Origin of the sequence: Glycomyces luteolus, assembly GCF_027622875.1 — a bacterium.
Taxonomy (GTDB): Bacteria; Actinomycetota; Actinomycetes; order Mycobacteriales; family Micromonosporaceae; genus Glycomyces; species Glycomyces luteolus.
Window position 1 is genome coordinate 59,810 of record NZ_JAPZVP010000012.1, and the last position, 25,089, is coordinate 84,898.

The following is a 25,089-nucleotide window of genomic DNA, read 5'->3' on the forward strand; positions in this document are numbered from 1 at the left end:
CCCCCCCCCCCCCCCCCCCCCCCCCCCCCCCCCGGCGGGGGCCCCCCCCCCGCCCCCCCCGCCCCTCAGACCACCCCCGCGGCGCGGCCGCGGCGACAGTTGTGGAGCACGCGATGCCAGAATCGCTTCCGATCGTCGAGATGGCCGGCATCTCGATCTCGTTCCCCGGCGTGAAGGCGCTCGACGCGGTCGGGCTCCGGCTCTTCCCCGGCGAGGTGCACACCCTCATGGGCGAGAACGGAGCCGGGAAGTCGACGCTCATCAAGGCGCTCACCGGCGTCTACAAGATCGACGAGGGCGAGATCCGCATCGCGGGCGAGCCGCGGCGCCTCAGCGGGACGGCCGACGCGCAGAGCGCGGGCATCTCGACCGTCTACCAGGAAGTCAACCTCTGCGCCAACCTCACCATCGGCGAGAACGTGATGCTCGGCCACGAGGTCAGGGGCGCCGCGGGCATCAACTGGCGGGCCACGCACCGGGCGGCGGGAGCGACGCTCGAGAAGCTCGGGCTCGGCCACCTCAACCCGAAGCAGCCGCTCGCGACACTGCCGCTGGCCGTCCAGCAGCTCGTCGCGATCAGCCGCTCCATGGTGGCGAAGTGCAAGGTGCTCATCCTCGACGAGCCGACCTCCAGCCTCGACGCCAACGAGGTCGAGCAGCTCTTCACCGTCATGCGCGGCCTGCGCGACCAGGGCGTCGCCATCCTCTTCGTGTCGCACTTCCTCGACCAGGTGTACGCGATCAGCGACCGCCTCACCGTGCTGCGCAACGGCCGGTTCGAAGGCGAGTACCGCACCCATGAACTCGACCGGGCCCAGCTCATCTCGAAGATGATCGGCAAGGACATCGCGGCCCTCAAGTCCCTCGGCGCGAAGGCCTCCCGCCGCGCGCGCCCGGACGCCGAACCGCTGTACTCCGCGAAGGGCATCAGCCGCAAAGGCGCGATCGACGAGGTCGACATCGACCTCCACCGCGGCGAGGTCGTCGGCCTCGCGGGCCTCCTCGGCTCCGGTCGCACCGAGCTCGCGCGCCTCATCTACGGCGCCGACCGCCCCGACACGGGCGAGGTGACCATGAACGGCGAGAAGGCCGAGATCTCGACACCCGCGAAGGCGCTCGCCCGGCGCATCGCCTTCTCGAGCGAGAACCGCAGGGACGAGGGCATCGTCCGCGATCTCAGCGTCCGCGAGAACCTGGTCCTGGCCGTCCAGGCCCGCCGCGGTTGGGCGCGGCCGCTGCCGCGCCGCGAGCAGGACGCCATCGTCGAGAAGTACATGTCGGCGCTCGGCGTGCGCCCCGCCGACCCCGAGCGGCCCGTCCGCCTGCTCTCGGGCGGCAACCAGCAGAAGGTCCTCCTCGGACGCTGGCTCGCGACCGAGCCCGACATCCTCATCCTCGACGAGCCGACGCGCGGCATCGACGTCGGGGCGAAGGCCGAGATCCAGGAGTACGTCTCGGTGCTCGCCGACGAAGGCCTCTCGGTCCTCTTCATCTCCTCCGAGATCGAGGAGGTGGTCCGTCAGAGCGACCGCATCATCGTCCTCAAGGACCACCGGAAGATCGCCGAACTCGAAGGCGGTCAGGGCGTGTCCGCCGAATCCATCGTCACTGTCATCGCCGAGGACGGTCTCGGCGACCCGAGCGCGGACGCTGCTGTCCGCGAGGAGGTCACCACATGAGCGCGAACGCGCACGGCCCGTCCGAGGCGCTGAAAGGCCTCGTCCGGCGCCAGTACTTCTGGGGCATCGTGGCCATCGCGCTGCTGCTCCTCGTCAACCTGATCAAGGACCCCGGCTACCTGGCGGTCTCCATCGGGTCGTCCGGCAACCTCGTCGGCAACGTCATCGACATCCTGCGCGCCGCGGCGCCGATCATCCTGATCGCCGTCGGCATGTGCCTCGTCGTGGCCACCGGCGGGATCGACCTGTCGGTCGGGTCCGTCATGGTCGTCGCCGGAGCCGTGTCGATGGAATTCCTCAAGGGAGCCCCCGACACGGTCGGTTCCGGCCTCGCCGCGATCGGCCTCGTCGTCGTCGTGAGCGCGGCCCTGGGCGCGGTCAACGGCGCGCTCGTGTCGGTCGTGGGCCTCCAGCCCTTCATCAGCACCCTCGTCATCATGCTGGCCGGCCGCGGCCTCGCGAAGGTCATCACGGGCGGGCAGAACACGTCCGCCACGAACGAGACGTTCAGATGGATCGCGAACGGCTACGTCCTCGGTCTCCCCGTCGTGTTCCTCCTCGCACTGCTCCTCGCCGTCGCCATGGGACTCCTGGTGCGGCGCAGCGCACTCGGTCTCATGCTCGAGGCGATCGGCATGGACGCCAAGGCGGCCCGGCTCGCGGGCGTCAACCGCCGAGCGCTCCTGTTCACCGTCTACATCCTCGGGGGCGTGCTGGCGGGGTTCGCGGGCGTGTTCGCGACGGCCAGCGTCATGACCGTCGACGTCTCGCGCACGGGATACCAGCTCGAACTCGACGCCATCCTCGCGGTCGTCATCGGCGGCACGTCGCTCGCGGGCGGCAAGTTCAACATCACGGGCGCCGTCGTCGGCGCGATCCTCATCGCGACGCTCGACAAGACGGTCGTCTTCCTCGGCGTCTCGTCGTCGGCGACGCCCGCCTTCAAAGCCGTCGTCATCGTCGTGCTCTGCCTCCTGCAGTCGGAGCGGGTGCGGCGCATGTTCCGTCAACGCCGCGCGGCGGGTGCCGCCCGCCCGGCCGAGCGAGAGGTCGTCGCCGCATGAGCGCGCTCACCACACACCCGACGGCGGAGCCCACCGGCGTTCGCGCCCTTGCGAAGCGCCTTTCGCTGCACCTGGACACGCTGCCCACCGCGGCGGCGGTCGTGATCTTCATCGGCATGATCGTCTACGGCGAGGCCGCGTACGGGCGCATCGTGCAGTTCAACACGCTGTCGAACCTGCTCATCAACAACGCGCACCTCGTCATCCTGACCGTCGGCCTGACGTTCGTGATCCTCACCGGCGGCATCGACCTCTCGGTGGGCGCGGTCATCGCCTTCAGCAGCGTCGCGGGCGTCATGCTCATGAACGCGGGCTGGAATCCGTGGCTCGCGATGCTCCTCATGGTGCTCATCGGCACGGCGTTCGGCGCCGCCTCAGGCGTCCTCGTCCAGTACTTCCACGTGCAGCCCTTCATCGCGACCCTCGCGATGATGTTCCTGGGGCGCGGTCTCGCGTCGATCCTCAGCACGGTGCCCGAACGCCTCGCCGACGACTCGCCGCTCCGCTCGCTGGGCACCCAGATCGAGATCTACGACGGACCGAAGGTCGACGACATCGTCATCACGCCCGGCGTGATCATCGCGGCCATCGTGGTCGCGGCGGCGTTCTTCGTCCTCCACCGCACGCGCACCGGCCGCACCGTCTACGCGATCGGCGGTTCCGAGCAGTCCGCGGCCCTGATGGGGCTTCCCGTCGCGGCGACGAAGATGTGGGTCTACATCATCAGCGGCACGCTCTCCGGCCTGGCCGCGGTCGTGTACACGGCCCGCCTCGGCAGTGCCCAGAACATCACCGGCATCGGCTGGGAGCTCGACGCGATCGCCGCCACCGTCATCGGCGGCACCCTGCTCACCGGCGGCGCCGGCTTCGTGCTCGGCTCGGTCGTCGGCGCCCTCGTGCTCGGCCTCATGAACGTCCTCATCACGCGCGACGGCGGCATCCCGCCCGAGGCGACCACCATCATCACCGGGGGCATCCTCCTGGTGTTCGTGCTGCTGCAGCGCGCCGTCCTGGCACGGCGCCGCGAATAGCGGCACCCGCCGGCACCCCACCCGACCCGGCTCAGGGTGAGGCGCCGGCGAACGACCCTCCATCCACGAAGGCCCCCGGCCGCAAGACCGACGCAGTCCATCTCAACGACGAGAGGCATAACCGTGAGAAGCATGTTCCGCCTGGCCGCCGCTGGCGCCGCCGCCGCCCTGACCGTCGGGCTCGCAGTGACGTCGGTCCCCGCGTACGCCGTCGAGGCCGCACCGCTCATCCACTACTCCTTCGACCAGGCTCCCGCGGACGGCGTCACGATCGCGGACGAAACCGGTAACGGCAACGACGGCGTCGTGCGCCAGTCGGGCGCCGCGTTCTCGGACGGCGTCCTGTCGCTTCCCGGCGGCTCTTCGACGAGCGCCGCGGCATACGTCGAGATCCCGACTGCCGACCTCGTCGGGCTGAAAGACGTCACCGTGTCCGCCTGGATCTCGGACCGCTCCGGCGCCGCCAACGTCGCGGCCGCCTTCGTGGGCGCGCCCGTCGCATCGGGCGCGTCCTTCTCGAGCGGGTACTGGCTGCTCAACCCCTCGAACCCGAGCGGCTATGTGAAGTCGGTGGTCACGAATTCGACGAACGCGGCGGCGCCGTGGAGCACCGAGGTGGGCGCCGGCTCGACGGCGACGCCGACGGCGGGCGTGCGGACACCGCCCGGGATGGCGCTCTACACCACGGTCATCGACGGCACCAACGGTCTGCTCACCCTCTACGTCAACGGGGTGAAGACGACCGAGCACGCGATCGCCCGGAACCTCTCGAGCTTCGGCAGCAGCCTCGTCGCCTACCTCGGCCGCTCAACGTACAGGGACGCGTTCTTCGCGGGCGACTTCGACGAGCTCACCGTCTACGGCTCGGCCCTCGGCGCCGCCGACGCGCAGGCGCTCTACGCGGCCGGGGCGCTCGACCGCGCCGTCGCCTCCGTGTCGATGCCGGGCAGCGCGGACGCGGACTTCGAGCTCCCCACCTCGGCCTACGGAGCGTCGATCACGTGGGCCTCGGACGGGGCCGCGATCGCGATCGACGGCGGCGCGGCGGCGGTGACGCGGCCGGCTCCCGGATCCGGTGACGCGACCGTCACGCTGACGGCGACGTTCACGGCGGCAGGCGAGACACGGACCCGGTCGTACACCGTGATCGTCCCCGAAGACCTCACCGATGTCGAGAAGGCCGACGCCGATCTCGCGGCGATCGCGATCGCGACGGCCGACGACGTGCGCACCAACGTCTCGGTGCCGACCTCCGGCGCGAACGGCGCGGTCATCGAATGGACCGTCCCCGCGGGTGCGCCCATCACGCTGCGCGACGGGGCCGCCGACGGCACGCAGACGCTCGTGGTCGACCGCCCCGCGGCGGGCCAGGACCCGGTGTCCGTCGTCGTCACGGCGACGGCGCGCATCGGCGACGCCGTCCGCACGCGCGACATCGCGCTGGCCGTCCAGCCCCTCCCCGCCGCGGGCGCCGAAGAGGAGGCCTACGTCTGGGCGTTCTTCACCGGTGAAGGCGACGGCGCCGAGCAGGTGAGCCTCGCCGCCTCGCGCGGCAACGACGCACTCAGCTGGAACACCCTCAACGACGGAAAGCCGCTCTTCACCTCGACCCTGGGCACCCAGGGCCTGCGCGACCCCTTCATCATCCGCTCCGCGGAAGGCGACCGGTTCTACATGCTCGCGACCGACCTCAAGGTCGCCGGACTCGCGGGCGGCTTCGACACCGCGCAGCGCAGCGGTTCGCTCTACATCGAAGTGTGGGAGTCGAACGACCTCGTGCACTGGTCCGACCAGCGCCACGTCAAGGTCTCGAGCGACTTCGCCGGCAACACCTGGGCGCCCGAGGCGTACTGGGACGAGGAGCTGGACACGTACGTCGTCTACTGGGCCTCGAACCTCTACGACACGACCGACGCCTCGGCGCGCACGGCCGTCACCTACAACCGGATGATGTACGCGACGACGGACGACTTCGTCCACTTCTCCGCGGCGAAGCCCTGGGTCGACGTCAAGCGCGGCACGGGCCGCGGCACCATCGACGCGACCATCGCGCGAGTCGACGACACCTTCTACCGGTTCATCAAGGACGAGGCGTCGATGACCATCCGCCAGGAGCGGTCGGACGACCTGCTCGCGACCGTGACGGGCGCGCTTCCGGGCACGACGGGCGCCGCCGACGAGTGGACGCTCGTCAAGGACAAGGTCGCCACGGGGCTCCCCAACGGCGAGCCGGGCGGCACCTTCACCCAGGGCGAGGGCCCGAGCATCTTCCCCGCCAACGAGGGCGATGTGAACGGCTACGAGTGGTACCTCTTCATCGACCAGCCCTCGTACCACGCCGGACCGAACTACTACATCCCGTTCGCGACCGACGACATCGCCGACGGCAGCGCATGGGAGCCGGTCGGCGCGACCCTGCGCGAGAACCTGCCGGAGAACGCCGACGGAGGCAAGCCCCGCCACGGCACCGTCATCCCGGTGACGCGCGCCGAGTACGAGACCGTGCTCGCGGCCTTCGCGCCGGACATCGCGGTGGCCGGCGCCGACGAGATCGCCGTCACCACGAAGGCCGGCACCGCACCGGTCCTGCCCGGCGCGCACCTCACCAAGGCCGACGGCTCGGTGCAGGACGTCGCCGTCGTGTGGGACGCGATCGACGCGGCGCAGTACGCGCAGCCCGGCACCTTCACGGTCGCCGGTGTCGCACAGGACGACTCGCGCGCTCCCGTCACGGCCACCGTCACGGTGACCGCTCCGCTCACGGTCGCCGCGTCCGTGCGGTGCGTCGGCGGCAAGGCGTTCGTGGTCGTCAAGACGACGAACGTCGGCGACGCCGCCTTGGACGTCGTGCTCTCGTCCGACTTCGGCGCGAAGGCCGTCACCGATCTGGACGCCGGAGCGACCGCATCGGCCGTGTTCACGACGCGACTGGCCTCCGTCCCCGCCGGCAAGGTGCTCGCGACCGCTGACGGCGCTTCCCTCGAGACCGCTTACCCTGCCGCGAACTGCGGCTGACCCCCTCGGCGAATGGAACCCAGATGTCCATATCAGCAAGTCGTGCGGGAGGGGTCGGCCTGGCCGTCGCCGCCTCCCTCGCGATGATCGTCTCGGGGCTCGCGCCCGCCGCCGCGGCGGCGGAGGAGCCCTCGTTCGAGGACGCGAAGGTCCTCGACCTCCGCTTCGACGGCTCACTCGCCGACACGAGCGCCAACGCCGCCGCCGTCACCATGCAGAAGGGCACCGAAGCGTACGCGGAAGGCCTCGACGGCGGTCAGGCGTTCCGGTTCGACGGCTCCAGCGCCATCCGGCTCGGCACGGCCTCGTACCTCCAGCCGCAGGACCTCACGGTCTCCTTCTGGTACAAGCCGACGGCCGCGATGACAGGCGAGCAGGTGTTCGCATGGAGCAAGGACGCCTACAACGCCGACGGCTGGTACCTGACCTCGGAGAGCGCCTCGTCGCCACTCGTCCTGTCGATCGGGCCCGCGGGCTCGCAGCCGTACAAGGTGGCGGTCGACACCGCGCGCGCCGACTTCTTCCCCGTGGGGGAGTGGACGCACGTCGTCGCCTCCTATGACCGCGCGACGAAGGCCGTCGCCTTCTACCGCAACGGCATACGGCAGACGTCGACGGTGAAGTTCCCGGTGAGCGGCACGGCCACTGGAGTGCTCGGCTCGGAATCGACGACCGTCAAGACGCTCGGATACAACGGTCCTCGCTACAACGGATCGCACCTCATGGGCCTGCTCGACGACTATGCGCTGTACAACGCGGCCGCCTCGGTCGACGACGTCGTCGCGCTCACGCGGGTGCACGACCCCGACTTCGACCCGGCTGCGGTCGCGCAGGCCGACCTCGACGCGGTCGGCCTCGCTCCGACGGCCTCCTACGACTTCGCGGTGCCGCTCGAAGGCGCGAGCGGCACGAGCATCTCGTGGGCGTCGTCGGACTCCGCCGTCATCCGGATCGACGGGGGCCTGGCCGACGTCACGGCGCCGGAGTCGGGCTCGTCGACGGTGACGCTCACGGCGACCGGCACGTACGGCGGAGGGACGGCGACGCGCGAGTTCACCGTCACCGTGGAACCGATCGATGAAGAAGCCGCAATGCACCTGCTGGAGGCGGGGCTCGAAAACGTCGCAGTGGAGGATCCGTACCTCCGGAACGCCAACGGGAAGACGATCGACTACCTGCTCGAACTCGACTCGGAGAAGTTCCTCTACTCCTTCTACACGACCGCCGGGCTCACGCCGACGACCTCCTCGGGGTACGGCGGATGGGAGCGGTCGAGCGGAACGCGATTCCAAGGCCACTTCTTCGGCCACTACATCTCGGCCCTGTCGCAGGCGTACGCCACGACCGAGGACGAGGCCACGCGCGATCTCCTGCTGACGGAACTCACCGAGGCCGTCGACGGTCTGGCACGGAGCCAGGACGCATACGCGGCGGCGCACCCGTCGAACGCGGGCTACGTCGCCCCGTTCGCGACGAGCGTCCTTCCGAGCGGCGGCGACGGACTCCTCGTGCCGTTCTACAACCTGCACAAGGTCCTCGCCGGCCTCCTCGACGCGTACGAGTACGGGCCGGAGGAGGTCTCGGCCGAGGCCCTCGCGGTCGCGTCCGATTTCGGCACATGGACGCGGAACTACGCCGCGTCGCTGTCGAACCCCGCGGTCATCCTGAACACCGAGTACGGCGGGATGAACGAGGCGCTCTACGAGCTGTACAGCATCACGGAGAACCCGGCGCACAAGCGGGCGGCCGAGTACTTCGACGAGGTGACCCTCTTCCAGCAGCTCGCCGCGGGACAGGACGTGCTGAACGGCAAGCACGCCAACACCACCATCCCCAAGCTCGTCGGCGCCCTCAAGCGCTACACGGTCTTCACGGAGAACCCGCACCTGTACGCGACGCTCACGGACACCGAGAAGTCGAGCCTCGAGATGTACCGCACGGCGGCCGAGAACTTCTGGCAGATCGTCGTCGACGACCACACCTACGCCAACGGCGGCAACAGCCAGTCCGAGCACTTCCACGGCGCGGACACGCTGTACCAGTACGCGAACAACGGCGTCACCTCGGGCTACGGCGAGAACTCCACATCGGAGGGCTGCAACGAGTACAACATGCTCAAACTCAGCGAGGCGCTCTTCGAGGTCACGAAGGACGTGAAGTACGCCGACTTCTACGAGTCGACGTTCATCAACACGATCCTCGCCTCCCAGAACCCCGAGACCGGCATGGTCACGTACTTCCAGCCGCAGACGGCGGGGTACGCGAAGGTCTTCGGGACGAAGTTCGACCAGTTCTGGTGCGACCACGGCACGGGCGTCGAGGGCTTCACGAAGCTCGGCACGGCGTTCTACTTCCGGGATGAGGCGTCGGTCTACGTCAACCAGTTCCGATCATCCGAGCTGCGGTACGCCGACCGGAACCTGCTCCTCACCCAGGTCGCGGACGTGCCGCGCGACGACACCGTGCGGCTGAGCGTCGCCGGCCTCGACGGAAGCGCGGTCGCCGAGGGCACGACCATCCGCCTGCGCGTACCGAACTGGGTCGCGGGCACGCCGTCGCTCACCGTGAACGGGGAGCGCCTGGAGGTCGCGGCCGTGGACGGGTACGTGTCCTTCGAGGTCGCCGCGGGCGACGAGATCGTCTACACCCTCCCCGCCGAGGTGCGGGTCTCCGACACCACGGAGAACGCGAACTGGGTCGCGTTCACGTACGGCCCCGTGCTGCTGGCGGCGGAGCTCAGCCGCGAGAACGTCGGCGCGTCGTACACCGCGGGCGTGCTCGTGCAGATGGGCGTCGCCGATCCGTCCCTGACCGGCAACGTCGTCGTCGACGACGCCGAGCAGTGGAAGGCGGGCATCGCGCAGAACCTGGTCCGCATCGAGGACGGCGTGAACGGCAACGGACTGGACACCATGCGATTCAAGCTGCATGGCGTCGACCCCGACGCCGCGGCGCTGACCTTCGAGCCGTACTACAGCCTCTACGACGCCCGGTACGCGACGTACGTGACGCTCGTCGAGCCGGATTCGGCGGAGGCGCAGGCGCTCATCCTCGACGGCAAGGAGCAGCTCCGCCAGGACGAGACGACGATCGACGCGCTGACCTCGTTCGACAACAACAACTCGGAGGCGGACAAGAACTACGCGTTCAACAGGTCCTCCGTGGGCGTCTACCGCGGCGAGCCGTTCCGCCACGCGGAGAAGGCCGCCGACGCGTGGTTCCAGTACGACATGATCGTCGACCCCGCTCTCGAAGCGAACTACCTCGGGGTGCGGTACTACGGCGGCGACAGCGGGCGCACGTTCGACGTCTACGTCAACGACGTGCTCCTCAAGCATGAGACCGTCACGAACGCGCAAGGCGCGACGAGCTGGTACCTCCAGTACGACGAGATCCCGCGCGCAGTGCTCGACGGCATCGAGGCCGCGGACAGCTGGAAGCGCGATCAGAACGGGGACTACGTGCTCGACGAAGCCGGGCACCGCATCCCGGTCGTCACGGTGCGGTTCCAGGGAACCGGCGCGAGCCTGGTCGGAGGGGTCTACGGGGTCTACACCACCGCGTCGGACCACTACGACACCGACGCGGCCCTCGCGAGCCTGTCGTTCGACGGCGGCGCGATCGCTCCCGCGTTCGATCCGGAGGTGCGCGAGTACACCGTGACGGTGCCCGCCGACGCGACGGAGACGGTCCTCCACGTGTCGCCGGGAACGCCCAGCGGGCTCGTCTACCTCGGCGACATCCTCATCGACGACACCTTGCCCCGCACCGTCGCCGTCGGCGCCGACACGACCGACATCGTCCTCACCGCCTACGCGCAGGACCATACGACCGACCTCGTCTACACGGTCCACATCGTCCACGCGCCCCCGGTCTCGGCGGAGATCACGGCCGCACCCCGCTGCGTAGCCGGCAAGGTGCAGCTCGTCACGAAGGTGACGAACTCCTCGGGGGAGCCGGTCGAAGTCGTGGTGGCGACGCCATATGGCGACAAGACGATCGCGTCGCTCGCGGCCGGCGCGTCCGCCTCGCAGGCGTTCGCGACGCGGGCGGCTTCCGTGGCCGCGGGTTCCGTATCGGCGACCGTCGGCCTCGCCGGCGGCACCGCGACTGTCGAAGTCGGAGCCTCGTACGGGGCCTACACCTGCGGGTGAGGTGTAACGGTCCGGCCTCAAGTGCAGAGGCCGGACCGCTCCCCTTGCCTCCTGAGCTTCACTCCCGTTAACATCTGATACCGGTAACAAAGTTGTTGCCACGTCCCCTCGAAGGAGAGCGCATGGACCTCCCATCCCGTGCGAGCCGCTTTACACTCCGCTTCCTCGCCGCCGCAACGGCATTCGGCTTCGCGGTCGCAGGCGTCAGCCCGGCGCAGGCCGCGGCCGAGGACCACCTCGTGGCGCAATACGCGCTCGGCGAGACGAGCGGCACCGTCGCCGTCGACAGCTCCGGCAACGGCCGCGACGCCCAGATCGCCGGAGGCGCGAAGCTCACCGGCGGCGAGGGCATCCGCCTCGACGGGGCCGACGACCACGTCAAACTGCCCAACAACATCCTCGCCGGGCTCACCTCGATCACGGTGAGCACCGAGGTGCTCGTGCGCCCGGAGCAGGGCACGCCCTACTTCATCTACGGTCTGGGCAACCCCGCGACCTCGAGCTCGGGAACGGGCTACCTGTTCTCGACAGGCAACGCCTACCGCACCGCCATCACGACGGGCAACTGGTCGGGCGAGCAGAACACGACCAGCGGCGCGAACCTCGCGCGCGGCGTGTGGAAGACCATCACCTACACGCTCGACGACGCGACGAACACCGCGACCCTCTACCTCGACGGCGTCCAGGTCGCGAAGAACACCGGCGTCACGGTCACTCCGGCGCAGATCGGCGGCGGCACGACCACGGCGAACTACATCGGACGCTCGAACTACGCGGCCGACAAGTACCTCGCCGGCAGCGTCCGCGACTTCCGCATCTACGACGTGGCGCTCTCGGCGTCCGAGGTGGCGGCGCTCCAGCCGTCCGATGCGACGAGGGCGCAGCGCGACCTCGACGCGCTCTCGCTCGGCGACCTCTCGAACGTGACCACCGACCTCGCGCTGCCGACGACGGCGCCGAACGGCTCGACGATCACTTGGGCCTCCAGCGACGAGGCCGTCATCTCGTCCACCGGCCGTGTGACGCGACCCGCGAGCGGCACGGCCGAGGTCACGCTCACCGCGACGGCCGTGAAGGGCTCCGCAACGATGACGCGCGAGTTCACCGCCACGGTGCCCGCGACGGGCGAGGCCGATCTCCAAGCCGATCTCGATGCCATCTCGATCCCGAACGCCGACGACATCCGAGGCAACATCACGCTTCCCGAGACCGGCCCCGTGCACGGGAGCCCGATCACGTGGACCGCGTCGCCTGAGGGAGTGGTGTCGACCGAGGCCGACGGTGCGATCGCGCCCGGCGTCGTCACGCGCGGAGCCGCCGACCAGGACGTCGTCCTGACCGCGACCGCGGGCGGCCTCACGCGAGCGTTCGCCCTCACGGTGCGGGCCGCCAACCAGCAGGAGGAGTACGAGGGCTACGCCTTCGCATACTTCACGGGCAACTCCGTGGCGGGCGAGAACATCCACTTCGCCGCGAGCGAGGGGAACAACGCCCTCGACTGGAACGAGTTGAACGGCGGGCTCCCCGTCCTGTCGTCGCAATACGGCGAGCAGGGCCTGCGCGACCCCTTCATCATCCGCTCGCCCGAGGGCGACAAGTTCTACCTCATCGCGACCGACCTCTCGATCGGCTCCGGCACCTCGTGGGACACCTCGCAGCGCCAGGGCAGCCGGTACCTCGAAGTGTGGGAGTCGCACGACCTCGTGAACTGGTCGGCGCAGCGGCACGTCCTCGTCTCGCCCGAGACGGCCGGCAACACGTGGGCGCCCGAGGCGTACTACGACGAGCAGCTCGGCGCCTACGTCGTGTTCTGGGCGTCGAAGCTGTACGCGACGAGCGATCCGGGGCACACCGGCAGCACCTACAACCGCATGCTGTACGCCACGACGCGCGACTTCGTCACGTTCAGCGAGCCGCAGATCTGGCAGGACGGCAAGTCGCGCATCGACTCCACGGTCACACTGCACGACGGCGTCTACTACCGCTTCACGAAGGACGAGGGCGCGGGGTCGACCGGGTGCTCTGACATCATCCAGGAGTCCTCGACCTCCCTGCGAGCCCCGCTTCCCGAGTGGACCATGATCGACTCGTGCATCGGCCGCGACGCCGGCACGAGTGCGGTCGAGGGTCCCTCGATCTTCAAGTCCAACCCCGGCGACGTGAACGGCGGCGGCAAGCACTACCTGTTCGTCGACGAGTACGGCGGGCGCGGCTACATCCCGCTCGTGACCGACGACATCGCTACCGGCGGATGGACCGTCGCCTCGAACTACGACCTCCCGGCGAGCCCGCGCCACGGCACCGTCATCCCCGTGACCGCCGAAGAACTGGCGGGTCTGTACGAGGGCCGGGCGCCGATCTCGTCGAACGCCGAAGGCGAGGTCGTCCGCTACGACTTCTCGGACGGCACGGGAACGACGCTCGCGGACGTGTCGGGCAACGGACGGGACGCCACGATCAACGGGGCGACCTGGGCCGACGGCGCGCTGACCTTCGACGGCGCGAACGACTACGTCGACCTGCCCGACGACCTCATGGCCGGCCTCACCGACATCTCGGTCGACGCCGACGTGTGGGTCGACACCGCGCAGTCGGGCAGCTACTTCATCTGGGGACTCGGCAACACCGACGCCGCGGGCGCCGGACGAGGCTACCTCTTCACGACCGGCAACAGCTCGTACCGCACGAGCATCACGGCGAGCACGTACACGTCGGAGCAGACGGCGAGCTCGGGTACGGCGCTGCCGCGCGGACGCTGGGCGCACCTCACCTACACGCTCCAGGGGGAGACTGCCCGCCTGTACCTCGACGGCGTGCTCGTCTCGACCAAGACGGGCGTGACGATCGATCCCGGCGACATCTCCGGCGGCGAGACCTGGGCGAACTACCTCGGTCGCTCGCTGTACGAGCAGGACGCCCGCTTCAAGGGCAAGTTCCGGTCGTTCGCGATCTACGACCGTGCGCTGAGCTCGGCCGAGGTGCTCGACGCGGCGGGCGCGACGGGTGCGGTCACCGACGTGTCGCTCGCCGACGCCGAGGCGCTCGCGACCGCGCCGCTCGTGGACTCCCAGGCGCACACCGTCGTCTTCCCGGTCGTGAAGGGCACCGACGTCTCGGCGCTCGCGCCGGTCTTCACGACGGCCACGGGTGCTACCACTTCGCCGCCGTCGGGCACGGTCGTGGACCTGTCCGAACCGGTCGCGTACACGGTCACGGCCGGCACTGAGACCACGACGTGGACGTTCTCCGCCCAGATCGTGAACAGCCCGGTGCTGCCGGGGCTCTACGCCGACCCGAACATCGCGGTGTTCGGCGACACCTACTACATCTACGCGACCACCGACGGATACCCCGGTTGGGGCGGCAAGGACTTCTACGTGTGGTCCTCGAAGAACCTCGTCGACTGGACGCGCTCCGATGAGCCCATCCTGACCCTGGACGGCGCGAACGGCGACGTCCCCTGGGCGAGCGGCAACGCGTGGGCGCCGACGATCATCGAGCGGGACGGGAAGTACTACTTCTACTTCAGCGGCCACAACACGGCCCTGAACCGCAAGACCATCGGCGTCGCGGTCGCCGACAGCCCCGAGGGTCCGTTCACGGCGCAACCGGCGGCGATGATCCTCAACAACGAGGCCGTCACTTCGAATCAGGCGATCGACCCCGCGGCGTTCCACGACCCGGTGTCGGGGAAGTACTACCTCGCCTGGGGCAACGGCAGCCCCGTCATCGCGGAGCTGAACGACGACATGGTGTCGATCAAGGCCGGCACTTACCAGCGGATCTCGGGACTGACCGGCTTCCGCGAGGGGACCTTCCTCAACTACCGCGACGGCCTGTACCACCTGACCTACTCGATCGACGACACCGGTTCGGAGAACTACCGCGTCGGCTACGCGACGGCGACGAGCATCGACGGGCCGTGGACCTACCGCGGCGTGATCCTCCAGAAGAACACGTCGCTCGGCATCAAGGGCACGGGCCACAGCTCGATCATCAACGTGCCCGGCACGGACGACTGGTACATCGCCTACCACCGGTTCGCGCTCTCGGGCGGCGACGGGACCCACCGCGAGACGACGATCGACGAACTCGAGATCGGCGAGGACGGCCTGTTCCAGGCCGTCACCCCGACCCTTTCGAGTGTCGAGCCGCAGACCGTGCCCTCGCCGGGACCGGAGTTCGCGGTGGCGATGGGATCGCGGTGCGTGTCCGGCAAGGTCGTGCTGACCGTGTCGGTCACGAACCAGAGCGAGGGACCGGTGTCGCTCGTGGTGTCGACGCCTTACGGCGACAAGACGATCGCGTCGCTGGCCGCGGGCCGCACGGCGACGATCGGGTTCACGACCCGGACGGCGCAGATCGCGGCGGGCACGGTGAGCGTGGCCGCGACAGCGGCGGACGCCGCCGCCGCAGAGCAGGAAGTCGCCTTCGCGGCCGCGAGCTGCGGCTGAGGCGTAGAAAGCGGCGGTCCGGGGCCGCCGTCCCCGCCGTCCCGGCACCTGGGCCGGCGGCGGGGCATCCCGGACGACGTGGTGATCCGGAGGGCGATGGTCGTCCCCGGGATGGATCGAGGAGAGGTCTCCAATCATGAATCGTGGAATGGTGAAGCGGGTGTCGGTGGCCGCGGTCGGCGGCGCGATGCTGGCGGGTGTCGCGGGTGCGGCGTTCGCGCAGGAGCAGGTCGGGTCCGGTTCGAATGTGGATGTCGATGTGACGATCGAGGACACCGAGACCGGTGTTCTCGCGATGAGCGTGGCGGGGACGACGACGACGCTGGTGGAGGACGGGTCGACCGGGACTGTGCGTCAGTTCACGGGCGATCTGCCGACGGTGACGGTGACGGACACGCGGACGGCGGACGAGATCCCCGACGGCGCGTTCTGGTGGGTCGAGGGCACGGCGTCGAGCTTCGTGGGCGATGCCGGTCAGCCGGAGATCGGGGCGGAGAACCTGGGCTGGTCGCCGTCGATCGTGGACGACGGCTCGGGTGCCGTCGCCGTTGGCCCGGACGTCGCTCCGGTGCTGGACGCGGACGAGGCTCCGAACAACGTGGGTCTCGAAGGTCGCGAGCTGCTGGCGATGGCGCTCACGAGCGAGGAGGCGATCGGTTCGTGGCAGGCCAACGCGGGCCTGACGCTGCTGGTGCCGGCGGACGTCGAGCCCGGTTCCTACACCTCGACCATCACGCTCTCGCTGTTCGAATGAGACCGGTCGGGCGGGCGCCGTATTTGCGAGACGCCCGCCCATCGGCGATGCTGGTCGAGGTGCGCCCGCGTGTTCGGGCCCGCCTCGACGTCTGATTCCCGGAAAGGCCGATCATGGTTCCCTCCCTCCGTTCCCGCGCCTTGCGCGGCCTGTTCGCCGCTGCGGCGGCGTTCCTGCTCGTGTGGGGGCCCGCCGGTCCCGCCGCCGCGCAGACGGACGGCGGGGACCCGGGCACGGTGACATGGTCGGTGCGCCCGGCGGACGAGGCCGGCGAGGACGGCCGGTCGTGGGTGGAGCAGGAGCTCGACCCGGGCGAGACCGCGACGGAGCACCTGGCGATCCGGAACCTCTCGGATCAGGAGGTGACGTTCCGCATCTCGGCGGCGGACGGCTACTTCCAGGAAAACGGCCGCTTCAGCATGCTGCCCTCCGACCAGGAGTCCGTGGACGCGGGGCTGTGGATCGAGGTGCAGGACGAGGTCACGGTCGGCGCGGACGAGACCGTGATCGTGCCGTTCACGACCGCGGTGCCGGAGAACGCGACTCCGGGCGACCACGCCGCGGGGATCGCGGCATCGGTCCTGTCGCAGCAGGTGGGGGAGGACGGCGCGACGGTCGGGGTGGAGTCCCGTGTGGGGTTCCGCGTGATGACCCGCGTGACCGGCGAGCTCGCGCCCGCCGCGTCGGTCGAGGCGGTGGCGTCCGAGTACGAGCTGTCGTGGAATCCGTTCGCGCCCGGCTCGGCGCAGGTGACGTTCGAGGTCGTGAACACCGGTAACGCCCGACTCCTGGTGACGGGGGTCGTGGGGGCCGACGGGCAGGAGGTCGCCTTCCCGGGGCCGGACGAGATCGACCAGGAACTGCTGCCGGGGGACCGGCGGGCGTTCACGGTGACTGTCGAGGACGTGTGGCCGCTGGTGTTCGCGCCCGGTTCCGTCACGGTGACGCCGACCGTGGTCGGCGAAGGCGAAGGCGCCGCGGTCGAGCCCGTGACGGCGGACGCCGGATTCTGGGCCCTCCCGTGGCCGCAGCTGTTCGTACTCGCCGGGATCGTGCTGCTGGCCGTCTCGAGCCTGCGAGGACGCCGCCGGTCGCGAGCGCGGCTGGAGGGCAGACTCGCGCGGGCCCGCGAGGAAGGGCGCCGCGAGGCGTTGAAGGAGCACGCCTGAGCGGGCGGCGGCGAAGTACAGGCTCGTGCCACCGCGAACCACATCAGTGATCCGCGCCTGAAAGACGTTGAGCCCCTTCAGTTGTCATCGCTGTCGGCTCGAAAATCGGGACCGGTCCCGCACGGGAGCTGCTATACATGGGCCAGCCCCCGAAAGGAGACGCGATGTCGCACAAGCCCTTGATAGGTGTTGCGGTCGTCGTGGCGGTCGTGATCGTGTTGTCGGTCGTCGCGGTGATCACCGTGATCATCGAAGACTTCGTCAATCCCCCGGACGCTGAGCGGCCGCCTTGCATCGCAAGGGGGGCGCGCCGCCCCACCGGGGGCGACGCCCGAGAGGCGAGACCCACCCTACGGCGTCGAGAGGACGGCCGGCTCAAGACGGTCCTGGACGTCGCCTGAGTACGGCTTCCCAAGGGCCTTAGGCGGTTCGGGGTGCCACAGTGGTGGCGCGGATGACGAGTTTGGCGTCGCAGATGGTCTCTCGGGCGGGGAGGGCCCCGTTCTCCAGGCGTTCCACGGCGTCGCGGACGGCGTGCTCGGCGATGCCCGTGGCGTCCTGCCGGACGGTGGTGAGGTTGATGTGGGACAGGTGGGAGAGGTGGCTGTCGTCGTAGCCGACGATGGAGACGTCGCCGGGGACGTCGACGCCGCCGCCGCGGAGGGCGTGCATGAGGCCGATGGCGCAGCGGTCGTTGGCGGCGAGTACCGCTGTGGGCAGTGCTTCTTCGCTGAGGAGGAGCGCCCCGGCGGCGATGCCGGCGTCCTCGTCCTGGGCGCCCGGGATCACCCGGATCTCGTCGGCGAGGCGGTGGCGGCGCATGGCCGCGCGGTAGGCGGTGCGGCGGTCGGCCGAGCCGGGGCCCTTGCCGCCGTCGATGTGCACGATGCGGCGGTGGCCGAGCTCGACGAGGTGGTCGACGGCCTGCCGGATGCCCTTGGCCTCGGCGGTGTGGACGCTGTCGACCTTCGGCGTGGTGGCCTTGCGGCCGACGACGACCGTGGGGACGGTGCCGCCGAGCTTCTCGGTGTCGTGCGATTCGGGGTCGGAGACGAGCAGCACGAGCGCTTCGCAGCGGTGGCCGAGGAGCGCTCCCGTGGCCGCGTGCTCGTCGCGTCCGGGGGCCACGGCTGAGAGCAGCACGTCGTATCCGAGCTGCTGGGCGGCCGGGTAGATGGCCTTGACGAGTTCGGCGTGGAAGGGCTGCTCGAGGTTCATCAGGACGCCGAGGGTGCGGCTGCGGCCGCGGGCGAGCATCTGCGCGGCGCTGTCGGGCCGGTAGCCGAGCTCGTCGGCGGCCTTGAGGACCCGCTCGCGGGTGGCCGCGCCGGCGCCGGGGCGGTCGCGCAGAACGAGGGAGACGAGCGTGCGGGACACGCCGGCCCGCGCGGCGACGTCGGCCATGGTGGCTCGCTGCGGGGAACCCTGGTTTCGGCCCGCGTTCGGCTGTGGCTCGAGCGTTTCGTCCAACGCCCCTCCCTCTTCTGGTCTGATTCGGCAATCGGGCGGTAACCCGAGTTTATTTCCGACGGGCCCGGCGGCTTGACGCGCGGGCCCGGATGTGAGTATATTCCAAATCACTGTCGCGCGACAGTAACGCGCGACAGTGAAGCGCTTCATGACGCACAGAGCCATGAGAGGGGATTGCCCGTGGCCGCAGCAGCGGACGGCGAGACGTACGACGTCATCACGATGGGCCGGGTGGGCGTCGACATCTACCCGCAGCAGATCGGCGTCGGCCTCGAGGACGTCGAGTCCTTCGCCAAGTTCCTGGGCGGCAGCCCCACGAACGTCGCCGTCGCGGCGGCCAGGTACGGGCGCCGCGCCGCGGTGATCACCAAGACCGGCGACGACCCCTTCGGCCGCTTCATCCGCAAGGCCCTCCGCGGCTACGGCGTCGACGACCGGCTCGTCGGCACCTCCGCGGACCTGCCGACCCCCGTGACGTTCTGCGAGATCTTCCCCCCGGACGACTTCCCGCTCTACTTCTACCGGTTCCCGAAGGCCCCTGACCTCGACATCCGCCCCGATGAGCTCGACCTCGACGCCATCCGCGCCGCGAAGGTCTTCTGGGTCACGGTCACCGGCCTGTGCCAGGAGCCGTCCCGTTCGGCCACGCTCGCCGCACTCGAAGCGAGAGGCAAGCGCGACATCACCGTGCTCGACCTCGACTACCGGCCGATGTTCTGGGACTCGCCCCAAGCCGCCCGCGACTGGGTGAAACTGGCGTTGCCGCACGTCACCGTCGCAGTCGGCAACCGCGAAGAATGCGAGGTCGCAGTCGGCGCCCATGACACTCCCGCTGAAGCCGCCCGGGCACTGCGCGCGGCCGGCGTCTCGCTCGCCGTCGTCAAGCAGGGCCCGAAAGGCGTGCTGGCCCTCGACGACACCGGCCAGGTGGAGGTGCCGCCGGTGCCGGTGAAGGTCGTCAACGGCCTCGGTGCGGGCGACGCCTTCGGCGGCGCGCTCGTCCACGGCCTGCTCGCGGACTGGCCCGCGATGCGCATCATGCGCTTCGCCAACGCCGCCGGCGCCCATGTCGCCGGCGAACTCGCCTGCTCCGACGCCATGCCGACCGAATCCGAAGTGGAGCGCAAATTGCAGGAGGCACCCGATGCGGCGTGACGAGCTCGCCGAACTGGTCCGGACCCGGCTGACCGACCCGGCCGCGATCCGCAGGGCCGCGGACGCCCGCAAGCGCGCCCAGAGTCCCGTCGGCCCATCGGGCAAATGCTTCATCATCGCCGCCGACCACCCCGCCCGCGGCGCCCTCGGCACCGGCGGCGACCCGATGGCCATGGCCGACCGTGGCGACCTCCTCGACCGGCTGCGGACCGCGCTGGCGAACCCCGGATGCAACGGCGTGCTGGGCACCGCCGACATCCTCGAAGACCTGCTGCTCCTCGGGGCCCTCGACGGCAAGGTCGTATTCGGTTCGATGAACCGCGGCGGCCTGGCCGGCGCCGCGTTCGAGATCGACGACCGGTTCACCGGGACGAGCGCCGATGCCATCGCCCGCATGGGATTCGACGGCGGCAAGACGCTCACCCGGATCGACCTCGACGACGACCGGACCGCGCCCACCCTCGAAGCGACGGCGCACGCGATCGACGCGCTCGCCGCTCAAGGCCTGATCGCGATGGTCGAGCCGTTCATCTCCCGCCGCGAAGGCGGGAAGGTCGTGAACGACTTGACGACGGAGGGGGTCGTCACGTCGGTCGCGATCGCCTCGGGGCTGGGCTCCACCTCGGCCTACACCTGGCTGAAGGTCCCGACCGCCCCCGACATGGAGCGCGTCGCGGCCGCCTCGACCCTGCCGACGGTCATCCTCGGCGGCGAGGTCGCCGACCTCGAAGCGCAGCGCCGGAGCTGGGGCGCCTCCCTCGAACTGCCCAATGTGGTCGGACTGACCGTCGGCCGCTCCCTCCTCTACCCAGCCGACGGCGACGTCGCCGGGGCCGTCGACGCGGTGGTGAGCCTCCTGTGAACACCTACTATCTGCCCGCCGGATCCACTGCGGACGGCCCGTACGACACGGTCGTCACCCCCGAATCCGCCGGCTGGGGCTACTCCGGGCTCAAAGTGCTCCAGCTGAGCCCTTCGGGCACTGCGACTTTCGCGACCGGCGACGCCGAAACGCTGGTGCTGCCGCTCTCCGGAAGCTGCACCGTCACCTGCGACGGCGAGACCTTCGAGGTCCAGGGCCGCCGGAACGTCTTCAGCCGCGTCACCGACTTCGTCTACGCGCCAAGGGATGCCCGGGTCACCGTGTCCAGCGCGAGCGGGGGCCGGTTCGCCCTGCCCTCCGCCAAGTGCGAGCGGCGGCTCCCCGCCCGCTACGGCCCGGCCGAGCAGGTCCCGGTCGAACTGCGCGGCTCCGGCCAGGCCTCGCGCCAGGTCAACAACTTCTGCACGCCCGAGACGTTCGAGGCCGACAAGCTCATCGCCTGCGAGGTCATCACCCCCGGCGGCAACTGGTCCTCCTACCCGCCGCACAAGCACGACGAGGCGAAGGACGGCGAGGCCGAGCTCGAGGAGATCTACTACTTCGAGATCGCCGGGAACGGCGCCGCTTCGCCAAGGGACGGCTTCGGCTGGCAGCGCGTCTACGGCACCGCGGACCGCCCGATCGAGGTCAGCGAGGAGGTCCGCAGCGGCGACGTGGTCGTGATCCCGCACGGCTGGCACGGCCCGAGCGCCGCCGCTCCCGGCTACGACCTCTACTACCTCAACGTGATGGCCGGACCCGGCGAGCACCGCGCCTGGCTCATCAGCGACGACCCCGCCCACGCCTGGGTCAGGTCGACCTGGGCCCCTGAGGATCTCGATCCCCGCCTGCCGCTGTCCTCTGCCGTGGAGAAGGAGGGCGACGATGCCCGCTGAGACCGTACGACTCACGACCTCCCAAGCGCTGGTGCGCTTCCTCGCCGCGCAGTATTCGGAGCGGGACGGGATCGAGCAGCGCCTGATCCCGGGCGTGTGGGGGATCTTCGGGCACGGGAACGTGGCCGGGCTGGGCCAGGCCCTCCTCCAAGCCGCCCAGACCGGCGAAGCCGACCTGCCGTACTACCTGGCGCGCAACGAGCAGGCCATGGTGCACGCCTCGGCCGCGTTCGCGAAGATGAAGAACCGCTTGCAGACGTTCGCGTGCACGGCCTCGACCGGCCCGGGCTCGACCAACATGATCACCGGCGCCGCGCTGGCGACCACGAACCGGCTCCCCGTGCTGCTCCTGCCTTCCGACATGTTCGCCTCCCGGGTCCCCGACCCGGTGCTGCAGCAGCTCGAGGACACCCGCGCCGGGGACGTCACGGTGAACGACGCGTTCCGGCCGGTCTCCAAGTACTTCGACCGGGTCAGCCGCCCGGAGCAGTTGATTCCAGCCGCACTGGCGGCCATGCGGGTCCTCACCGACCCGGTCGAGACCGGCGCGGTGACCTTGTGCCTGCCGCAGGACGTGCAGGCCGAAGCCTCCGACTGGCCGACCGAGTTCTTCCGCAAGCGCGTGTGGCGCATCGGCCGCGCCGTGCCCGAACCCGCTGCCGTGGAACGGATCGCCGCGCTCCTGCGCAGCGCCGAGCGGCCGCTGATCGTCGCCGGGGGCGGCGTGGTCTACAGCGGGGCCGAGGCCGAACTGCGGGCCTTCGCCGAGGCCACGGGCATCCCGGTCGCGGACACCCATGCGGGGAAGGGCGCGGTCCCGTGGGACCACCCGTCCGCCGTAGGCGGCCTCGGCTCCACCGGAACAACCGCGGCGAACACGCTTGCGGCGGAAGCGGATGTGGTGCTCGGCATCGGCACCCGCTACTCGGACTTCACGACCGCTTCGCACACCGTGTTCGGCGACCCGGACGTCACCTTCGCGAACCTGAACGTCGCCCGCCTCGACGCCGCGAAGCACTCCGCCGAAATGCTCCTCTCCGACGCCAAGACCGGCCTGGCCGCGCTCACGGACGCATTGCGGGACTGGAGCGTCGGCGAGGAGTACCGTGCCGAGGCCCTGCGCCTCGCCGAACAGTGGCGCGCGACGACCGACCAGTGCTTCGACCTGGGCCACGGGCCGCTGCCCGCGCAGACCGAGATCCTCGGGGCCCTGAACGAGGCGCTCGACGACGCGGACGTGGTCATCAACGCGGCCGGGTCGATGCCCGGCGACCTCCAGATGCTCTGGCGCGCCAGGGATCCGAAGGCCTACAACGTCGAGTACGCCTATTCGTGCATGGGCTACGAGATCGCGGCAGGGGTCGGCACGAAGATGGCCGCACCCGAGCGCGAAGTGGTCGTGCTCGTGGGCGACGGCTCGTACCTGATGCTCTCCTCCGAGATCGCCACCATGATCTCCGAGGGCCTGAAGGTCATCATCGTGGTCGTCCAGAACCACGGGTTCGCCTCGATCGGCTCGCTCTCCGAATCCCTCGGCTCCCAGCGCTTCGGCACGAAGTACCGCTACCGCGACGGCAAGTCCGGCCTCCTCGACGGCGATGTGCTGCCGGTCGACCTGGCCGCGAACGCCGCGAGCTTCGGGGCCGAGGTCATCACCGCCGACAACGTGGCGGACTTCCGCAAGGCCATCGCCAAGGCCAAGGCCAGCACCAGGACCACCGTGGTCCACGTCGAGACCGATCTGACCGGCCCGAACCCGCCCGGCTCCGCGTGGTGGGACGTGCCCGTGAGCGAAGTGTCCGAACTCGACTCGACTCGCGCGGCGCGCGCCGACTACGTCGACCACAAGCGCGAACAGCGCCACTACCTCTAGGGGGATCTCGAATGACAACGATCGAGCACTGGATCGGCGGGGCGTTCACGCGCGGCGCGTCGACCCGCACCGGCGCGGTGTTCAACCCCGCGACCGGCGAGGAGCGGAAGCGGGTCCTGCTGGCGGAGCATGCCGACGTGGACGCCGCCGTCGCGGCCGCTTCCAAGGCGTTCGAAACCTGGGGCGACTCGTCGCTTTCCCAGCGCAGCAAGGTCATGTTCCGCCTGCGCGAGTTGATGGTCGAGCGCGAGGACGAGATGGCGAAGCTGATCTCTTCCGAGCACGGCAAGGTCGTCGAAGACGCCCGCGGCGAGATCATCCGCGGTCGCGAGGTCGTCGAGTACGCCTGCGGCATCGCCGACGTCCTCAAGGGCTCCTACTCGGATCAGGTCTCGCGCGGGGTCGATGTCTTCAACTTCCGTCAGCCGCTCGGGGTGTGCGCGGGGATCACGCCGTTCAACTTCCCGATCATGGTCCCGATGTGGATGCACCCCATCGCGATCGCCACCGGGAACACGTTCATCCTGAAGCCCTCTGAGCGCGATCCGTCGGTCTCCAACCTGATCGCCGAGCTGTACGCCGAAGCGGGCCTTCCGGACGGGGTCTTCAACGTCGTCCACGGCGACAAGGCCGCCGTCGACGCGATCCTGGACCACTCGGAGATCGCGGCCGTCTCCTTCGTGGGCTCGACCCCGATCGCCAAGTACATCCACGAGAAGGCCACCGCGAACGGCAAGCGAGTCCAGGCCTTGGGCGGCGCGAAGAACCACGCGATCGTCCTGCCCGACGCCGATCTGGAGTTCGCAGCGAACCACCTGACGGCCGCCGCGTTCGGCTCGGCCGGCCAGCGCTGCATGGCCATCTCCGTCGGCGTCGCGGTCGGCGAGGCCGGAGACGCCCTGGTCGAAGTCCTCAAGCGCAAGGCCGAAGAGGTCGTCGTCGGCCCCGGCGACGACCCCGAGTCCGAAATGGGCCCCGTCGTGACCGCCGCCTCCCGCGACCGGATCACCGGTCTGGTCACGTCGGGCATCGCCCAAGGCGCGACCCCCGTCGTCGACGGCCGTGAGTACAAAGTGGCCGGACATGAAGCGGGCTTCTTCGTCGGCCCCACCCTCCTCGACCACGTGACTCCGGAGATGGACGCCTACAAGGAGGAGATCTTCGGTCCCGTCCTCGCGGTCGCCCGCGCGGCCGATGTGGACGAGGCGATCGCGCTGATCAACGCCAACCCGTACGGCAACGGCACCGCGATCTTCACGTCCTCCGGCGCGGCCGCGCGCCGCTTCCAGCGGGAGGTGAAGGTCGGGATGATCGGCGTCAACGTGCCGATCCCGGTTCCGATGTCGTACTACTCCTTCGGCGGCTGGAAGGACTCGCTCATCGGTGACAGTCCCATTCACGGCCCCGAAGGCGTGCGCTTCTACACCCGCGCCAAGACCGTCACGACCCGCTGGCCCGAGGTGCGGCAGTCGGTCGACGCGGCTTTCCATTTCCCGACCTCCAGCTAAGCACC

General features: G+C 70.0%; 15 protein-coding genes. 14 read left to right on the forward strand and 1 reads right to left on the reverse strand.

All coding sequences use genetic code 11. The features are described 5' to 3' along the window. The first annotated feature begins 113 nt into the window (after positions 1–113). From O1R50_RS15840 to O1R50_RS15880, 9 genes are all read left to right on the forward strand, one after another. Positions 114–1,679, forward strand: a complete 1,566-nt coding sequence (locus O1R50_RS15840; RefSeq protein WP_270111070.1) for a sugar ABC transporter ATP-binding protein — start codon at positions 114–116, stop codon at positions 1,677–1,679. Next, positions 1,676–2,743 (forward strand): ABC transporter permease, encoded by a 1,068-nt coding sequence (locus O1R50_RS15845; RefSeq protein ID WP_270111071.1) that lies wholly within the window; start codon positions 1,676–1,678, stop codon positions 2,741–2,743. Before O1R50_RS15840 ends, O1R50_RS15845 begins: the two co-directional genes overlap by 4 nt. Further along, complete coding sequence (locus O1R50_RS15850; RefSeq protein ID WP_270111072.1) at positions 2,740–3,774, forward strand: ABC transporter permease; 1,035 nt, start codon at positions 2,740–2,742, stop codon at positions 3,772–3,774. Before O1R50_RS15845 ends, O1R50_RS15850 begins: the two co-directional genes overlap by 4 nt. A gap of 132 nt (positions 3,775–3,906) precedes the next feature. Continuing rightward, positions 3,907–6,789: an immunoglobulin-like domain-containing protein gene (locus tag O1R50_RS15855; RefSeq protein WP_270111177.1), complete on the forward strand. Its 2,883-nt coding sequence runs from the start codon at positions 3,907–3,909 to the stop codon at positions 6,787–6,789. A 23-nt stretch (positions 6,790–6,812) separates the two neighbouring features. After that, positions 6,813–10,943, forward strand: a complete 4,131-nt coding sequence (locus tag O1R50_RS15860) for a beta-L-arabinofuranosidase domain-containing protein (RefSeq protein WP_270111073.1) — start codon at positions 6,813–6,815, stop codon at positions 10,941–10,943. A gap of 122 nt (positions 10,944–11,065) precedes the next feature. After that, positions 11,066–15,397, forward strand: a complete 4,332-nt coding sequence (locus O1R50_RS15865; protein WP_270111075.1) for a family 43 glycosylhydrolase — start codon at positions 11,066–11,068, stop codon at positions 15,395–15,397. Positions 15,398–15,545: 148 nt separating this feature from the next. Continuing rightward, positions 15,546–16,151, forward strand: coding sequence for a hypothetical protein (locus O1R50_RS15870; RefSeq protein ID WP_270111076.1), 606 nt, complete (start codon positions 15,546–15,548; stop codon positions 16,149–16,151). A 113-nt stretch (positions 16,152–16,264) separates the two neighbouring features. Further along, complete coding sequence (locus O1R50_RS15875; RefSeq protein WP_270111077.1) at positions 16,265–17,320, forward strand: WxL protein peptidoglycan domain-containing protein; 1,056 nt, start codon at positions 16,265–16,267, stop codon at positions 17,318–17,320. Between the two features lie 164 nt (positions 17,321–17,484). Then, the gene (locus tag O1R50_RS15880; RefSeq protein WP_270111079.1) at positions 17,485–17,721 is read left to right on the forward strand and encodes a hypothetical protein; all 237 of its coding nucleotides are present in this window, start codon (positions 17,485–17,487) and stop codon (positions 17,719–17,721) included. A 19-nt stretch (positions 17,722–17,740) separates the two neighbouring features. Here the strand turns inward: O1R50_RS15880 and O1R50_RS15885 are convergent, their stop codons facing one another. Continuing rightward, positions 17,741–18,724 carry a LacI family DNA-binding transcriptional regulator gene (locus O1R50_RS15885; RefSeq protein WP_270111080.1) on the reverse strand — a complete coding sequence of 328 codons (984 nt, stop codon included), beginning with the start codon at positions 18,722–18,724 and terminating at the stop codon, positions 17,741–17,743. 288 nt (positions 18,725–19,012) lie between these two features. On the opposite strand from O1R50_RS15885, the gene iolC reads away from it, so the two are divergent. From iolC to O1R50_RS15910, 5 genes are read left to right on the forward strand one after another with little or no spacing between them, the layout of a single operon-like run. After that, positions 19,013–19,945: a 5-dehydro-2-deoxygluconokinase gene (gene iolC, locus O1R50_RS15890; RefSeq protein WP_408612714.1), complete on the forward strand. Its 933-nt coding sequence runs from the start codon at positions 19,013–19,015 to the stop codon at positions 19,943–19,945. After that, positions 19,935–20,807 (forward strand): Cgl0159 family (beta/alpha)8-fold protein, encoded by an 873-nt coding sequence (locus O1R50_RS15895; RefSeq protein ID WP_270111083.1) that lies wholly within the window; start codon positions 19,935–19,937, stop codon positions 20,805–20,807. The genes iolC and O1R50_RS15895 overlap by 11 nt, the downstream gene beginning before the upstream one ends. Continuing rightward, complete coding sequence (gene iolB, locus O1R50_RS15900) at positions 20,804–21,703, forward strand: 5-deoxy-glucuronate isomerase (protein ID WP_270111084.1); 900 nt, start codon at positions 20,804–20,806, stop codon at positions 21,701–21,703. Before O1R50_RS15895 ends, iolB begins: the two co-directional genes overlap by 4 nt. Then, positions 21,693–23,576, forward strand: coding sequence for a 3D-(3,5/4)-trihydroxycyclohexane-1,2-dione acylhydrolase (decyclizing) (gene iolD / locus O1R50_RS15905; protein WP_270111085.1), 1,884 nt, complete (start codon positions 21,693–21,695; stop codon positions 23,574–23,576). The genes iolB and iolD overlap by 11 nt, the downstream gene beginning before the upstream one ends. A gap of 11 nt (positions 23,577–23,587) precedes the next feature. Continuing rightward, positions 23,588–25,084 carry a CoA-acylating methylmalonate-semialdehyde dehydrogenase gene (locus tag O1R50_RS15910; protein ID WP_270111086.1) on the forward strand — a complete coding sequence of 499 codons (1,497 nt, stop codon included), beginning with the start codon at positions 23,588–23,590 and terminating at the stop codon, positions 25,082–25,084. Positions 25,085–25,089 lie beyond the last annotated feature (5 nt).

What these genes read in the sequence shown, in the direction of transcription:
- O1R50_RS15910 (WP_270111086.1), top strand. Translation starts at nt 23,588, where the DNA reads ATGACAACGATCGAGCACTGGATCGGCGGGGCGTTCACGCGCGGCGCG.
- O1R50_RS15865 (WP_270111075.1), top strand. Translation starts at nt 11,066, where the DNA reads ATGGACCTCCCATCCCGTGCGAGCCGCTTTACACTCCGCTTCCTCGCC.
- O1R50_RS15875 (WP_270111077.1), top strand. Translation starts at nt 16,265, where the DNA reads ATGGTTCCCTCCCTCCGTTCCCGCGCCTTGCGCGGCCTGTTCGCCGCT.
- O1R50_RS15850 (WP_270111072.1), top strand. Translation starts at nt 2,740, where the DNA reads ATGAGCGCGCTCACCACACACCCGACGGCGGAGCCCACCGGCGTTCGC.
- O1R50_RS15885 (WP_270111080.1), bottom strand. Translation starts at nt 18,724, where the DNA reads ATGGCCGACGTCGCCGCGCGGGCCGGCGTGTCCCGCACGCTCGTCTCC.
- O1R50_RS15855 (WP_270111177.1), top strand. Translation starts at nt 3,907, where the DNA reads ATGTTCCGCCTGGCCGCCGCTGGCGCCGCCGCCGCCCTGACCGTCGGG.
- O1R50_RS15860 (WP_270111073.1), top strand. Translation starts at nt 6,813, where the DNA reads ATGTCCATATCAGCAAGTCGTGCGGGAGGGGTCGGCCTGGCCGTCGCC.
- O1R50_RS15845 (WP_270111071.1), top strand. Translation starts at nt 1,676, where the DNA reads ATGAGCGCGAACGCGCACGGCCCGTCCGAGGCGCTGAAAGGCCTCGTC.
- iolC (WP_408612714.1), top strand. Translation starts at nt 19,013, where the DNA reads ATGGGCCGGGTGGGCGTCGACATCTACCCGCAGCAGATCGGCGTCGGC.
- iolD (WP_270111085.1), top strand. Translation starts at nt 21,693, where the DNA reads ATGCCCGCTGAGACCGTACGACTCACGACCTCCCAAGCGCTGGTGCGC.
- O1R50_RS15895 (WP_270111083.1), top strand. Translation starts at nt 19,935, where the DNA reads ATGCGGCGTGACGAGCTCGCCGAACTGGTCCGGACCCGGCTGACCGAC.
- O1R50_RS15870 (WP_270111076.1), top strand. Translation starts at nt 15,546, where the DNA reads ATGGTGAAGCGGGTGTCGGTGGCCGCGGTCGGCGGCGCGATGCTGGCG.
- O1R50_RS15840 (WP_270111070.1), top strand. Translation starts at nt 114, where the DNA reads ATGCCAGAATCGCTTCCGATCGTCGAGATGGCCGGCATCTCGATCTCG.
- O1R50_RS15880 (WP_270111079.1), top strand. Translation starts at nt 17,485, where the DNA reads ATGTCGCACAAGCCCTTGATAGGTGTTGCGGTCGTCGTGGCGGTCGTG.